The 14,479-nt window shown below is 60.5% G+C and carries 13 protein-coding genes; 8 read left to right on the forward strand and 5 right to left on the reverse strand.

What is annotated here, in order from left to right; genetic code table 11:
• The first annotated feature begins 92 nt into the window (after nt 1–92).
• The gene (gene tkt, locus IV89_RS10370; RefSeq protein WP_037944997.1) at nt 93–2,108 is read left to right on the forward strand and encodes a transketolase; all 2,016 of its coding nucleotides are present in this window, start codon (nt 93–95) and stop codon (nt 2,106–2,108) included.
• A gap of 169 nt (nt 2,109–2,277) precedes the next feature.
• Here the strand turns inward: tkt and IV89_RS10375 are convergent, their stop codons facing one another.
• Together IV89_RS10375 and IV89_RS10380 are read right to left on the reverse strand one after the other, a co-directional pair.
• Complete coding sequence (locus tag IV89_RS10375) at nt 2,278–3,897, reverse strand: hypothetical protein (RefSeq protein WP_037944036.1); 1,620 nt, start codon at nt 3,895–3,897, stop codon at nt 2,278–2,280.
• Nucleotides 3,898–4,063: 166 nt separating this feature from the next.
• Nucleotides 4,064–5,059, reverse strand: a complete 996-nt coding sequence (locus IV89_RS10380; RefSeq protein ID WP_037944034.1) for a DUF808 domain-containing protein — start codon at nt 5,057–5,059, stop codon at nt 4,064–4,066.
• 192 nt (nt 5,060–5,251) lie between these two features.
• On the opposite strand from IV89_RS10380, the gene gap (IV89_RS10385) reads away from it, so the two are divergent.
• The 3 genes from gap (IV89_RS10385) to gap (IV89_RS10395) all read left to right on the forward strand — a co-directional run bounded on the left by gap (IV89_RS10385) (nt 5,252) and on the right by gap (IV89_RS10395) (nt 7,576).
• Nucleotides 5,252–6,253, forward strand: a complete 1,002-nt coding sequence (gap, locus tag IV89_RS10385) for a type I glyceraldehyde-3-phosphate dehydrogenase (RefSeq protein WP_037944033.1) — start codon at nt 5,252–5,254, stop codon at nt 6,251–6,253.
• Nucleotides 6,254–6,317: 64 nt separating this feature from the next.
• Nucleotides 6,318–6,461 carry a hypothetical protein gene (locus IV89_RS10390; RefSeq protein WP_005852981.1) on the forward strand — a complete coding sequence of 48 codons (144 nt, stop codon included), beginning with the start codon at nt 6,318–6,320 and terminating at the stop codon, nt 6,459–6,461.
• A 113-nt stretch (nt 6,462–6,574) separates the two neighbouring features.
• Nucleotides 6,575–7,576, forward strand: a complete 1,002-nt coding sequence (gene gap, locus IV89_RS10395) for a type I glyceraldehyde-3-phosphate dehydrogenase (protein ID WP_037944032.1) — start codon at nt 6,575–6,577, stop codon at nt 7,574–7,576.
• 3 nt (nt 7,577–7,579) lie between these two features.
• Here the strand turns inward: gap (IV89_RS10395) and coaD are convergent, their stop codons facing one another.
• The 3 genes from coaD to IV89_RS10410 all read right to left on the reverse strand — a co-directional run bounded on the left by coaD (nt 7,580) and on the right by IV89_RS10410 (nt 9,549).
• The gene (gene coaD / locus IV89_RS10400; RefSeq protein WP_005852979.1) at nt 7,580–8,074 is read right to left on the reverse strand and encodes a pantetheine-phosphate adenylyltransferase; all 495 of its coding nucleotides are present in this window, start codon (nt 8,072–8,074) and stop codon (nt 7,580–7,582) included.
• Between the two features lie 83 nt (nt 8,075–8,157).
• A complete protein-coding gene (locus tag IV89_RS10405; protein ID WP_005852978.1) occupies nt 8,158–8,592 on the reverse strand; it encodes a CBS domain-containing protein in 435 nt (144 codons plus the stop codon).
• 60 nt (nt 8,593–8,652) lie between these two features.
• The gene (locus IV89_RS10410) at nt 8,653–9,549 is read right to left on the reverse strand and encodes a LysR family transcriptional regulator (RefSeq protein WP_009826775.1); all 897 of its coding nucleotides are present in this window, start codon (nt 9,547–9,549) and stop codon (nt 8,653–8,655) included.
• 212 nt (nt 9,550–9,761) lie between these two features.
• Between IV89_RS10410 and IV89_RS10415 the strand changes: the two genes are divergently transcribed.
• From IV89_RS10415 to mmsB, 4 genes are all read left to right on the forward strand, one after another.
• Nucleotides 9,762–11,261 carry a CoA-acylating methylmalonate-semialdehyde dehydrogenase gene (locus tag IV89_RS10415; RefSeq protein ID WP_005852974.1) on the forward strand — a complete coding sequence of 500 codons (1,500 nt, stop codon included), beginning with the start codon at nt 9,762–9,764 and terminating at the stop codon, nt 11,259–11,261.
• A 117-nt stretch (nt 11,262–11,378) separates the two neighbouring features.
• Nucleotides 11,379–12,521 carry an acyl-CoA dehydrogenase family protein gene (locus IV89_RS10420; protein WP_037944031.1) on the forward strand — a complete coding sequence of 381 codons (1,143 nt, stop codon included), beginning with the start codon at nt 11,379–11,381 and terminating at the stop codon, nt 12,519–12,521.
• On the forward strand, nt 12,518–13,561 hold the full coding sequence (locus tag IV89_RS10425; protein WP_037944030.1) for an enoyl-CoA hydratase/isomerase family protein: 1,044 nt from the start codon (nt 12,518–12,520) through the stop codon (nt 13,559–13,561). The genes IV89_RS10420 and IV89_RS10425 overlap by 4 nt, the downstream gene beginning before the upstream one ends.
• Nucleotides 13,562–13,563: 2 nt before the next feature.
• Nucleotides 13,564–14,439: a 3-hydroxyisobutyrate dehydrogenase gene (gene mmsB / locus IV89_RS10430; protein WP_037944029.1), complete on the forward strand. Its 876-nt coding sequence runs from the start codon at nt 13,564–13,566 to the stop codon at nt 14,437–14,439.
• The last annotated feature ends 40 nt before the right edge of the window (nt 14,440–14,479 follow it).

The raw sequence follows: 14,479 nt of genomic DNA on the forward strand, positions 1-14,479 counted from the left end.
CTGCAGGCGATGCCCTCTGGGCCTTGATCTTTGCGGGGTGGCTGGTATTGATCCGCGCAATCCCTTTTCCCCCTTATAAGGAAGCTTGCACCGTGGATCTGAACGCCCTCGCCAAAGCCCATCCCGCCCATTGGTCCAAAGCGACCGCCATTCGCGCCCTGACGCTGGACGCTGTCGCCGCCGCCAATTCCGGCCACTCGGGCATGCCGATGGGCATGGCGGATGTCGCCACTGTCTTGTTTGAAAAGCACCTGAAGTTCGACGCGTCCAACCCGCTGTGGCCTGACCGCGACCGGTTTATCCTGTCGGCCGGCCACGGGTCCATGCTGATCTATTCGCTGCTGCACCTGACCGGCTACGAGCAATTCCCCCTCGAAGAGATCAAGAACTTCCGCCAGATGGGCGCACGCACCGCGGGCCACCCTGAAAACTTCCTGGCCGACGCGATTGAAACCACCACCGGCCCGCTGGGTCAGGGGATCGCGAACTCTGTCGGCTTTGCCATGGCCGAGGAAATCCAGCGCGCGCAATACGGCAAAAAGATCGTCGACCACTTCACCTATGTGATCGCGGGCGACGGCTGCCTGATGGAAGGCATCAGCCACGAGGCGATTGCCCTTGCCGGCCGCCATAAGCTGAGCAAGCTGATCGTGATGTGGGACAACAACGACATCACCATCGACGGCCCCGTCTCGCTCTCCGACAAAGTGGATCAGGTCGCGCGGTTCAAGGCGGCTGACTGGCACGTCATCGAAATCGACGGCCACAACCCCGACGAGATCGACGCCGCCCTGACCGAGGCGCGCAAATCCGATCTGCCCACGATGATCGCTTGCAAAACGCATATCGCGCTTGGTCACGCCGCGCAGGATACCTCGAAAGGTCACGGCGCGCTGACCGACGCGGACCAGATGGCCGCCGCCAAAGCCGCCTATGGCTGGACAACCGGCCCGTTCGAAGTCCCCGCCGACGTGAAATCCGCCTGGGAAGAGATCGGCAAACGCGGCGCAGACGACCGCCGCGCCTGGGAAGAGCGTTTCGACGCCATGTCGCGCACAAAGCGTGAAGAATTCAACCGCGCGCTGGCCGGTGACGCCCCCAAGAAGCTGAGCGCGACGATCAAGGCGTTCAAAAAGCAGACATCGGAAAATGCGCCGAAACTGGCCACCCGCGCCAGCAGCGAAAAGACGCTCGAGGTGTTGAACCCGCTCTATACCGAAACCGTGGGCGGCTCGGCTGACCTGACCGGTTCGAACAACACAAAGACCGCTGATCTGGGCGTGTTTGACGTGGACAACCGTGGTGGGCGTTATGTCTACTGGGGGATCCGTGAACACGGCATGGCCGCCGCGATGAACGGCATGGCGCTGCACGGCGGTATCCGCCCCTACGGCGGCACGTTCATGTGTTTCACCGACTACGCCCGCCCCGCCATGCGCCTTGCCGCGCTGATGCAGGTGCCTAGCGTGTTTGTCATGACCCACGACAGCATCGGTCTGGGCGAAGACGGCCCGACGCACCAACCCGTTGAACATCTGGCCATCAGCCGCGCGACACCCAACACCTATGTGTTCCGCCCCGCTGACACGGTTGAAACCGCAGAGGCCTGGGAAATCGCGCTGAGCAGCAAAAAGACGCCGTCGGTGCTGTCCCTGACCCGTCAGGGCCTGCCAACCGTGCGCCTTGAGCACAAGAACAAGAACCTCACCGAACAGGGGGCCTATGTTCTGGCGGATGCCGAAGGCAAACGTCAGGTCATCCTGATCGCCACCGGCTCTGAAGTTGAGATCGCGCTGAAAGCCCGTGACCTGCTGCAAGCCGAAGGCATCGGCACCCGCGTCGTATCCATGCCCTGCATGGAACTGTTCGCCGCCCAAGACGAAGCCTACCGCCGCCGCGTCCTCCCCGCCGGCCCCGTCCGCGTCGGCGTCGAAGCCGCCGTACGCCAAGGCTGGGACCGCTGGCTCACCGGCGAGCGTGGCAAGTGGAACAAGGCCGATTTCGTCGGCATGGACCGCTTCGGTGCCTCCGCCCCCGCGGAAGAGCTGTTCGAAAAGTTCGACATCACCCCGCAGAACGTCGCCGACAAGGCCAAAGCGCTGCTGTGATCTGAACTGTTTAGCGAGACGAGAATGGGGGAGCATTTTGCTCCCCCTTTTTGGTTTGTGGGGGCGCAGGAAACGTTCGATCCGACGTCCATAGCAGTCGACACAGTCTATCTGATCGACGCACTTTGCAGATCTGCGGTGGCTCAGGGGCAGACACACTAGGTGGAAATCACGGCATTTGCTGTGATCGGTTCCACCAAAAGCCAGCCATCAACAAATCTTGGTAGCGGCGGGATTTCAGGGCGGCCTCAGCCATTTGTTCCAACCCTAACCGTTCAAGTCTTTGGTCTTCGACAAGCGCCCCAATTCGAGACAGCATACTGTAGGCGCGAACCGCATGCTCCCCCGTCAGCGTGTCGGATTTCGCTAGCTCTGTCGCTTTCGCCTGCGCCCAAACACGTTGCCCTTCGCCCGTGTCACTTAGCAACAACTGTTGCGCATGCTGCAGCTTTGCATAGGCGAGCTCTTCATCGGAAAGGGCACCACGCGCAGCAAGCAAAAGCAGATCCACGTCCTGAACCGGAATCTCCGAGGTCAGCATACTCATCCAAGAAAACAATGGTTGTTCCAACCCTGCCATATAGGCGATGGCTGTTTCAGTTTCTCCGAGCCGCGCCTTTAGCGTCGCCATTTCACGCCGTGCCTGCGCATCCAGCCGACGAGTGCCCCACCGAATACTCCCGATCTCGGAAGCGTCACTTGCAGTTTTCCCATCCTTCGTGCGGAACGTGCTAAGCGCCACGTCAAGCCGCGCCTGAACTTCCCCCTCGTCGGCACCAGCAAGTAACAAAACACGCGCAGCTTCGATATGTGCAAAGACGGGGAAGATCGCGGGTTCGATGTCAGCTCGATCCTCGAAGGCGCGTGCCAACTCAAGGGCAAATGGCTGCAAGCCAAGGTCGACGGCGCGTTCAATAATGCGCTCCATCCAGACATATTCCGGAAAGGGCTTTTTGGTCGAGAACGCGGTAAAGGCCTCTTCCAGATACGTGGCTGCGAGGGTCATATCCGGCTCTGCCGCCGCGGCGGTCAAAAGTATGGAAAGATGCGTACCGCCTGCCTCGCGATAGAGCTGCAGAAATGTTGACGGCCCAACGAGCCGCATAAGATTTTCACTTGGGTTGATGGAGGCGTTGTCCGTTCGCGGCAAAGATTGAAGCACCTTTAATGCTTTGTCTCGGTTCCCTAAAGCTGCGTGCAACTCAGCCGCTTCCACTAGGTGGCTAATGCGCGGCCTGACGGGTTCATTTTGTGCAATATCGACGATGCGCTGCGCGATCTCTGATACTACGTCACGCGGGATTGTGTCCGCGGTGCTTCCGTCGCGCGCAGACAGCCCGTAGGGCCTGCGGCCAAGTAAATCCAGCGCAGTGATCCAAGGGGTGCCAGCACCAATGCCCGGTGTCATTTCCATCGCTTCCTGCAGGCTCTTGCCCTCGCGAAGCGCCCCTGTAAGACGGTGGCTAGCAAGCATCCTGTTGACGGTCGCCTCAACATCCTCTGGCAGCGGCTCATTTTCGCTTTCAGCACGTAGCGCCAAGGCAAAAGCGTCGTCGATGCGCCCCATTTGGGCCAACATGCTCACTTCAGGCATGTGTGGCGGAACGAAGCGCGCATCCATCGCCTGCTCTACGCCCAAGCTGGAGAGGCATTGAGACGAAGTATCGTTTTTGCACGCCGCGAAGCGTTCGTTTTCCGCGCGGATCGACGGGCCTAGGGTCAAGCCCAAGTAGACCAGCATCGCAGCCGACGTCGCTGCGAGAAAATATCTAAACGAGGTGTGAAACAAAAAGGGGTTCCCTATGCCGTCTAGAATAGCGCTAGTTTGCAATTTAGGCGTAATGTAGACGACGAAGCGGTAAATCGTGCCCCACGGTCTTTAGGCAAGCTGAGCGCGCGCACACAAAAAAGGGGCGCAACCTGCGCCCCCTTCCTCTCCCTCATATACGCCCCGTTTACGCGTGTGCGCCGGCATCCTTGCGGTTGAAGACCGCGCGCCACAGCGGGGTGATGATCTTTTCGCCGACGGGGATTAGCACCAGCCCCAGGGCCAGACCAAACACACCGTCCATCGCGGCTTTGGCGATCCATTCGGCGGCACCTTCATACGCGACCGGAACCATATGGCCGAAAGCGACGGCGTAGTCATGGATCAGGTGGCCAAGCGCGCCGAAGCCAAGCTCTTCCATACCGTGCACGATGATCGATCCGCCGACCCAGAGCATGGCCGCCGTCCCGATGATGGTCAGCGCCTTGAGGAACCACGGCATGCCGCGCACGATCCCGCGACCCAGACCACGGGTCAGGCCGAGATTGCCGTCCTTGGCCATATAAAGCCCTACATCATCCATCTTTACGATCAGCGCGACAGAGCCATAGACCGCGACCGTGATGATCACGGCGGCGGCGGCCAGCGCCCCGGCTTCCATCCAGAAATTTGACACCTCGAGGTTTGACAGCACGATGGTCATGATCTCGGCCGAGAGGATAAAGTCGGTCTTGATCGCGCCTTTGGCCTTTTGCTCTTCCAGCTTGGCAGGGTCCTTGATCACCTTTTCATCGGCACCGGGGGGATGATCCTCGTGGCCTTTTCCCCCAACCCCAAGCGCATGTGCGATCTTCTCAGCGCCTTCAAAACACAGGTAGGCCCCACCCAACATCAACAAGGGCGCGATCAACCATGGCGCGAAATTCGACAGCAGCAAACCGGCGGGCAACAAGAAGACCAGCTTGTTCTTCAGCGACCCTTTGGTGATGCGCCAGATGATCGGCAGCTCGCGGTTGGCCTCGAAGCCGCTGACGTATTTCGGGGTCACGGCGGCGTCGTCGATGACAGCACCCGCGGCCTTGGCGCTGGCCTTGGCGGCCTGGCCGAACACATCATCCACGCTGGCCGCGGCCACTTTTGCAATCGCTGCTACATCATCCAACAGGGCTAATAGGCCGCTCATTCAGTCTCTCCATATTTGTTGGCGTAAGGGTAGCGCAGCGCAGGCAGAAGGCAAAGGCGATCTGAGGGTTATCGCTAACACGAATATTTATCGCTAACATACGGAAATTAGGGGGTTTTAGCCCTTTCCCCTGTTCACGACCACCAGATATAGAACCGGCAAAGTTCCAGATCTTTGCCAAAGGACGCCCCCATGACCATCAAAGTCGGTATCAACGGATTTGGCCGCATCGGCCGCTGCACCCTGTCACATATCGCGGCATCGGGCCGGGATGACATCGAGGTGGTGCGCATCAACGCGACCGGCCCGCTGGAGACTGCGGCACATCTGATCAAATACGATTCCGTCCACGGGCGTTTTCCCAATGACGTCAAAGTCGGCAACGGCACGCTGGATCTGGGGCGCGGAGAGATGGAGGTCATGTCGACCTACCAGATGAACGAGCTGAACTGGGAAGGGTGCGACGTCGTGCTGGAATGCACGGGCAAGTTCAACGACGGGCTGCTGGCAAAGGTGCATCTGGATCAGGGCGCGAAACGCGTGTTGCTGTCGGCACCGGGCAAGAACGTCGACCGCACGGTGGTCTACGGCGTGAACGACGGTGAATTGCAGGCCTCGGACACAATGGTATCGAACGGGTCGTGCACCACCAACTGTCTGGCCCCAATGGCCAAGGCGCTGCATGATGCGTTCGGCATCGAAAGCGGCATCATGACCACCGTGCACAGCTATACCGGCGACCAGCCGACGCTGGACCGCCGCCACGAAGACCTTTACCGCGCGCGCGCCGCTGCGATGGCGATCATCCCGACCTCTACCGGTGCGGCGAAAGCCTTGGGCGAAGTGCTGCCCGCGCTCAAAGGCAAGCTGGATGGCACGGCTATGCGGGTTCCAACGCCAAACGTCAGCGCGGTTGACCTCACCTTTATGGCAGGCCGTGACGTCACGGTTGAAGAGGTCAACGAGGCCATGCGCGCCGCTGCAAACGGCCCGATGTCGCGGGTCTTTGCCTATGATGCGGAACAGAAAGTGTCGGTCGATTTCAACCACACCGAACACTCGTCGATCTTCGCGCCCGACCAGACCAAGGTCGTTGGCAACCGCCTTGTGCGTGTCCTGGCGTGGTATGACAATGAATGGGCCTTCTCTGTCCGTATGGCCGATGTCGCCGTTGCCATGGGCAAACTGGGCTAAGACTTGCGACGCGCGGGTTGCCCTGTCATATCTGGGCCACCCGCAGGCAAGGACCACCGCCCCCATGGACACCCCCATCGCTGTCTCTCTCGCTGCTGTATTGCTGACCGCACTGGGGATTGATGCGCTGATCTATGGCAGCGAACATCTGATTTTCCTGACCAAGAAATTTGTCGACCTGATCGAATGGGTGGCGTTCTGGCGCTGATCCGACAGTCGGCCCCTTCCCTCCGATCACTTCCGGCGCAATATTGCCCTGCACAGGTTGACTCTTTGTCATAAATGTCGATGTTAGCGCTATCAAATTCAGGAGGACGCCCCATGGCTACCAAATTGGCAATCAATGGCTTTGGCCGTATCGGTCGTAACGTGTTGCGCGCGCTGATGGAGCGTGGCGACGATGATTTGCAGGTGGTGGCGATCAACGATCTCGCCCCGCTGGAAACCAACGCACATCTGTTCGAATTCGACTCGGTCCACGGGCGCTTTGGCCGTCCGGTCACCCTGGGCGACAACACGATGGATGTGGGCCAAGGCCCGATCCGCGTGACAGCAGAACGCGACCCCGCTGCCCTGCCTTGGGGCGATGTGGACATCGTGCTGGAATGCACCGGCATCTTCACCACGCGCGAGGCTGCGGCCAAACATCTGGCGAATGGATCGAAACGCGTCGTCATCTCTGCCCCCGGTAAAGACGCCATGAAAACAATCGTCTACGGTGTGAACCACGATCTGATCACCGCCGAAGACACGGTGCTGAGCAACGCCTCCTGCACCACCAACTGCATGGCACCGCTGGCCAAGACCCTGCACGACGCCTTCGGCATCAAGCACGGCCATATGACCACAATCCACAGCTACACCGGCGACCAGCCGGTGCATGACACGGCGCACAGCGACCTGTACCGTGCCCGCGCCGCGGCGCTGTCGATGATCCCCACCACCACCGGTGCGGCCAAGACACTGGGTAAAGTGCTGCCCGAGCTTGACGGGCTGATCGGCGGCACCGCGATCCGCGTGCCCACACCGAATGTATCCTGTGTCGATCTGGTGGTCGAACTGTCGAAAGACACCACGGTGGAGGAGGTCAACGCCACCCTGCGCACCGCCGCCGAAGGCCCGCTGAAAGGCATCCTTGGTCTGGTTGAACGCCCGCTGGTGTCGATCGACCTGAACCACGATTCACATTCCTGTGTCGTAGCCCTTGATCAGACCTCTGTCCAAAGCGGGACACAGCTGCGGGTTCTGGGCTGGTATGACAACGAATGGGGGTTCTCGAACCGTATGCTCGACACCTCGCGCGAGGTTGCGAAAACCCTCTGATCGTTACTGCGAGAAACGCTTTAACAGCTCGGCATTGACGGCGGGCGTCACAAATTTGCTGACGTCCCCGCCAAGCCGGGCGATTTCCTTGACCAAACGGCTGGCAATCGCCTGATGCTCGGCCTCTGCCATCAAGAAGACCGTCTCGACGCTGTCATCCAGCTTCCGGTTCATCCCCACCATCTGATACTCGTACTCGAAATCCGCCACGGCCCGCAGCCCGCGGATGATCATCTGTGCCCCCACATCATGGGCGCAATCGATCAGCAGGTTCTCGAAAGGATGCACCACGATCTCTGTCCCGGTCTCCTGGTTCAGCTTGCGGCATTCCTCTTCGATCTGGGCGACACGCTCTTCCAGCTCGAACAATGGCCCCTTATCGCGGTTGATCGCGACCCCGATCACCAGTTTATCAACAAGCGTCGCCGCCCGCCGGATGATGTCGATGTGACCCAAAGTAATAGGGTCGAAGGTGCCGGGGTAAAGGCCTACGCGCATGGGAGAGTCCAGTCATTTCAAGTCGTTATTCGAAGTCCAAGCAAGCATTTACACCGCGAAGATGCAACGCCAATTTCGGTGGGCTAGTGGCCCCTGATCATCCCCTCCAGGGCGTCTTTCTCCATCGAAAGCTCCATCAGGCGGGCCTTGACCACATCCCCCAAAGAGATCAGGCCGATCAGAACCCCATCCTCCAAAACAGGCATGTGGCGAAAGCGGCCTTGCGTCATCTTGGCAAGGATATCATCCGCGGTTTCATCCTTGGCGCAGGTGATCAGATCGCGCGTCATCAGCGCCTCTACGGTGTCGTCCAGACAGCCGCCGCCCTCGCGGCCAAGGGTGCGCACGATGTCACGCTCCGACAGGATACCATCGGGCGTTTTGCCGTCCGCTGACACGACCAGGGTCCCGATCCGCTTTTCCGACAACATCGCCGCCGCCTGCGAGATACGCGTGCCCGGTTTTACCGTCGTAACACTGTCATCCGCTTTGGTTTTCAGGATTTGGGAAACTAGCATGGTCGGCCCCTTCGCAAGAATATTACCTATAGGTCAGGTTCCCTTTAATACTGTTGCGTGTCAAGCAATTGCCTCCAGTTTCGCCACTTCGGCGCGGACGCCCTGCGCCAGAGCTTCCGCAAAGCGGCTCAGACGCAGATTGCGCCGGTCGTCTTCGTGGCGAATCAAATAAAAGGCGCGGCTCAGATGCACGTCACCGGTCAGGATGCGCGTCACCCCTGGCGTCGCAGGGAGCGAGAAATCATGCACAATCCCGACGCCGCCGCCTTGCCGGATCATATTCACCTGAACGGACACGGAATTAGAGGCCAGAGGCACCCGCGTCATGCCAAGCTCCGCCAGATAATCAAGCTCGCGATCAAAAATCATGTCGGGGATATACCCCACCAACCGGTGCCCCTGCAGGTCTGCAACGGTCCGGATCGCGGGACGCGCGGCAAGATAGCTATCGGCGGCGGCAAGATGCAGCTGGTAGTCGGCGATTTTCTGCACAACCAGCCGCCCCGCCGTGGGCGCGCTGACCCCGATCGCCATATCCGCCTCGCGCCGCGACAGGTTGAACACCCGCGGCAGGGCGACAATCTGGATATCAAGCCCCGGATTATCCGCCACCAAACGGGCGCAGACCTGTGGCAGCAGATAATTGGCGCAGCCGTCCGGTGCCCCGATCCTGATCTGCCCTGCCAATTGGTCCGACGGCACGACCACATCCGCCGTGGCCTGCCGCATCGCCTGCTCCGCGGCTTCGGCGCGCGACAGCAACTGCACGCCCGCCTCGGTCAGCGCGTAGCCCGAGGGCGATTTCACGAATAATACCGCCTGCATGGTCTTTTCCAGCCGCGCCATGCGTCGCCCCAAGGTCGCGGGGTCCAACCGCAACAGCTTCCCCGCGCCCGATAGGCTCTGCTCGCGCGCGACGGCCAGAAACAGCCGCAAGTCGTCCCAGTTTCCCATCATCGGCCACGGCTCCCTTCATGCTTCATTTTCTGCACAGACTTCATTTTGCCCGTAAACTCCGGGGACGTCCGAAGGACGGGGGCAGCGCCCCACCCTACCCTTTCAGCCCGCGCAAGGCTTTGCAATATTGCAAAACGATTTTGACGCCATGCCTCTTTTGCTTTGTTTTTTGCAAGCCTAACCTGCCGCCAAACGCACAGAAGGAGCATTCCATGCAAGAGTTGACCCATTACCTGAACGGTGCCCACGTCAAAGGCACGTCAGGCCGCTTTGCCGACGTGTACAACCCCGCAACCGGCGAAGTGCAGGCCAAGGTGCCGCTGGCCAACGAGTCCGAAATGGATCAGGCCGTGAAATACGCCATGGCCGCGCAACCCGCATGGGCCGCGGTGAACCCCCAGCGTCGGGCGCGGGTGATGATGAAGTTTGTGGACCTGCTGAACCGCGATATGGACAAGCTCGCCGAAGCGCTGAGCCGCGAACACGGCAAGACCCTGCCCGACGCCGCCGGTGACGTGCAGCGCGGTCTGGAAGTGGTGGAATACTGCATCGGTGCGCCCGAGCTGCTGAAAGGCGATTTCACCGACAGCGCGGGCCCCGGCATCGACATGTATTCCATGCGTCAGCCCCTTGGCGTGTCCGCAGGCATCACGCCGTTCAACTTCCCCGCCATGATCCCCATGTGGATGTTCGCCCCCGCCATCGTCTGCGGCAACGCCTTCATCCTCAAACCGTCCGAGCGTGATCCATCCGTGCCCCTGATGCTGGCCGAACTGCTGGAAGAAGCGGGCCTGCCCAAAGGTATCATTCAGGTCGTCAATGGCGACAAGGAAGCGGTCGACGCGATCCTGCATCACCCTGTCATTCAATCGGTCGGCTTTGTCGGCTCCACCCCCATCGCCGAGTATATCTACGGCACGGGCTGCGCGAATGGCAAACGTGTCCAATGCTTTGGCGGTGCCAAGAACCACATGATCATCATGCCGGACGCCGATCTGGACCAGGCCGCGGACGCGCTGATCGGCGCGGGCTATGGCGCGGCGGGCGAACGCTGCATGGCGATCTCGGTCGCTGTGCCTGTGGGCGAGGAAACCGCCGACCGTCTGATCGAAAAGCTGGTGCCGCGCATCGAGAAGCTGAAAGTCGGGCCGTATACCTCGGGCAATGACGTCGATTACGGCCCCGTGGTCACCGCAGCCGCAAAGGCAAACATCGAACGGCTGGTACAGACCGGCGTCGATCAGGGGGCCACGCTGGTTGTCGACGGGCGCGACTTTAAGCTGCAAGGCTACGAGGAAGGCTTCTTTGTCGGCCCGCACCTCTTTGACAACGTCACCCCCGATATGGACATCTACAAGCACGAGATCTTCGGGCCGGTTCTGTCCACCGTCCGCGCCAAAACCTATGAAGAGGCGCTTGGTCTTGCGATGGATCACGAAATGGGCAACGGCACCGCGATCTTTACCCGTGACGGCGACGCGGCGCGTGACTTTGCGGCGCGCGTCAACGTCGGCATGATCGGGATCAACGTGCCGATTCCCGTGCCGCTCGCCTATCACACCTTTGGCGGCTGGAAGAAATCGGTCTTTGGCGACCTGAACCAGCACGGACCGGATGCGTTCAAATTCTACACACGCACCAAAACCGTGACCTCGCGCTGGCCCTCGGGCATCAAAGAAGGCGGCGAGTTCAACTTCAAGCCGATGGAATAAGCCCCATCCTCGCCCTTCGGCGGCTCCCCCGCCGGAGGGTGCTTGCGCGACGCCCACGTGCATGCTTACAATTAAACACACGTTCAATTCGATCGGTCTTGGGAGGGATCACCGTTTATGGATTTCGCACTTTCAGAAGAGCAAACCGCGATTTTCGACATGGCCTATGGCTTTGGCCAGGAACATATCGCCCCTTTCGCCCAGAAGTGGGAGAAAGACGAAACAATCCCCAAAGACCTTTGGCCCAAGATTGCAGAGCTGGGCTTTGGCGGGCTTTACGTGTCCGAGGATGCGGGCGGATCTGGCCTGACGCGGCTTGATGCGACGCTGGTGTTCGAAGCGCTCAGCATGGCTTGCCCGTCGGTCGCGGCCTTTCTGTCGATCCATAACATGTGCGCCAAGATGCTGGACAGCTTTGCCAGTGACGATCTCAAGTCGCGGATCATGCCCGACATCCTGAGCATGAACACGGTGCTCAGCTATTGTCTGACAGAGCCCGGATCGGGCTCTGACGCGGCGGCGCTCAAGACGAAATGCACCCGCACGAACGAAGGCTACACACTGAACGGCACCAAGGCGTTCATCTCGGGCGGCGGCTATTCCGACGCCTATGTCGCGATGGTGCGCACCTCGGATGAGGGGGCCGCGGGCGTGTCCACTGTCTATGTCGAAGACGGGACGGCAGGGCTTTCCTTTGGCGGGCTAGAGGATAAAATGGGCTGGCGCAGCCAACCCACGTCCCAAGTGCAGTTTGACGATTGCAACATTCCCGCCGGAAATCTGGTGGGTGAAGAGGGAAAAGGTTTCAAATATGCAATGATGGGGCTGGATGGTGGCCGGTTGAACATCGCCGCCTGTTCCTTGGGTGCTGCACAGACCGCGCTGAACGCCACGCTCAACTATATGGGCGAGCGTAAAGCATTCGGCAAACCCATCGACCAGTTTCAGGGTCTGCAATTCCGCCTTGCCGAGATGGAGATCGAACTGCAAGCCGCCCGCGTCTTCCTGCGACAAGCCGCGTGGAAGCTGGACACGGGCGCGCCGGATGCCACCAAGTTCTGCGCCATGGCCAAGAAGTTCGTGACAGAGGCAGGCAGCAAGGTCGTCGATCAATGTCTGCAACTGCACGGCGGCTATGGCTATCTGGCGGATTACGGCATCGAAAAGCTGGTGCGTGACCTGCGCGTCCACCAGATCCTTGAAGGCACCAATGAAATCATGCGCGTCATCGTGGCGCGGGATATGCTGAAGAACCGATGACCGATATCTCCATCCGTATTTCAGGGCGCGCGGGTCGGATCACCCTCACCCGCCCGCAAGCGCTGAACGCCATGACCTATGACATGTGTCTGGCCATCGAAGACGCTTTTGACGCTTGGCAGCATGACCCGAAGGTCGATCTGATCATCCTTGACGCCGAAGGGGATCGTGCCTTTTGCTCGGGCGGTGACATCGCCGAACTTTACGCCACAGGCACCAAGGGAAACTACGCCTACGGGCGCAAGTTCTGGGCGGATGAATACCGGCTGAACGCCAAGATCTTCGCCTATACCAAGCCCGTCGTCTCCTTCTTGCAGGGGTTCACCATGGGCGGCGGCGTAGGCATCGGCTGTCACGGCTCGCACCGCGTAGTGGGGGAAAGCAGCCAGATCGCGATGCCGGAATGTGGGATCGGTCTGGTGCCCGATGTGGGCGGCAGCCTGATGCTGGCGCTGGCCCCCGGACGGGTGGGCGAATATCTGGGCACAACCGCGTCACGCATGAAGGGTGAAGATGCCATTTACGCTGGCTTCGCAGACACTTACATCGCAGAGTTAAACTGGCCCGACGTGATAGCCGCGCTTGAGAATTCAGGCGATGTGGCCATTCTGGAAACCGCAAGCACCACGCCGCCCGCCTCTGCACTAGAGGCGCAGGCGGCCGAGATTGACAGCTTGTTTGGCGGCGAAACGCTGGCGGATATCCTCAACGCCTTGCGCGCATCCGACAGCGATTTTGCCGCAGACACGCTCAAGAAGATGCAGCGCAGCAGCCCATTGGCGATGGCCTGCACGGTCGAGATCATCCACCGTCTGCGCGGCCCCTCGCTGAGCATCGAGAAGGCGTTGGATATGGAATACCGATTTACCTTCCGCGCGATGGAGCATGGCGACTTCCTTGAAGGGATCCGCGCGGCGATCATCGACAAGGACCGCAGCCCCAACTGGCAATATGCCGATATGAACGTCCCCCTTGCCGCGACAGCCAAGATGCTGCGCCCGCTGGCCGAGGACGCCCTGACACTGGAGAGAACCACATGAGCATGAAGATCGGATTTATCGGACTGGGCAACATGGGCGCGCCTATGGCGACCAACCTCGCCAAAGCGGGCCACGAGGTGACGGGCTTTGACGTCGCGGGCACCACGGCAGAGGGCGTGCGCGTTGCAGACAGCCTTGAAGCCGCCGTAGCGGGCATGGACGCGGTGATCACAATGCTGCCCAACGGGTCGATCCTGCGGCAAGTGGCGGCGCAGGCGATCCCCCATATGGCGCAGGGCACGCTGTTCATCGACTGTTCCACCGTCGATGTGGAAAGCGCAAAGAACACCGCGCAAGCCGCTGAAAATGCAGGCATAATGGCCGTTGACGCCCCCGTGTCTGGCGGTATCGGCGGGGCATCTGGCGGCACGCTGACCTTTATGGCCGGCGGATCGACGCAAGCCTTTGCCAAGGCCAAGCCCCTGTTCGACATCATGGGGCAAAAGGCGGTGCATTGCGGCGATGCCGGTGCGGGGCAAGCGGCGAAGATTTGCAACAACATGATCCTCGGCGTCACCATGATCGCCACCTGCGAGGCCTTTGCACTGGCCGACAAACTGGGGCTGGACCGGCAGAAGATGTTCGACGTGGTCAGCACCTCGTCGGGCTACAGCTGGTCGATGAACGCCTATTGCCCTGCCCCCGGTGTTGGCCCCACCTCGCCCGCAGACAATGGCTATACGCCGGGCTTCGCGGCGGAGCTGATGCTCAAGGATCTTGGGCTGTCGCAGCAGGCAGCAGAGATGGCAGATGCAGACACCCCGATGGGAGAGCTGGCCCGCGCGCTCTATGCGCAATTCGTCGAGAACGAAGACGGAAACGGCAAGGATTTCTCTGCCATGCTGCCCCGTTTCGAAACCCGCGGCCGCAACGGCTGACAGGGAAAAGCAAGCGGGTTCCCGCCGTCTCGTCCCAGCG

The organism is Sulfitobacter sp. CB2047 (assembly GCF_000735125.2).
GTDB lineage: Bacteria > Pseudomonadota > Alphaproteobacteria > Rhodobacterales > Rhodobacteraceae > Sulfitobacter > Sulfitobacter pontiacus.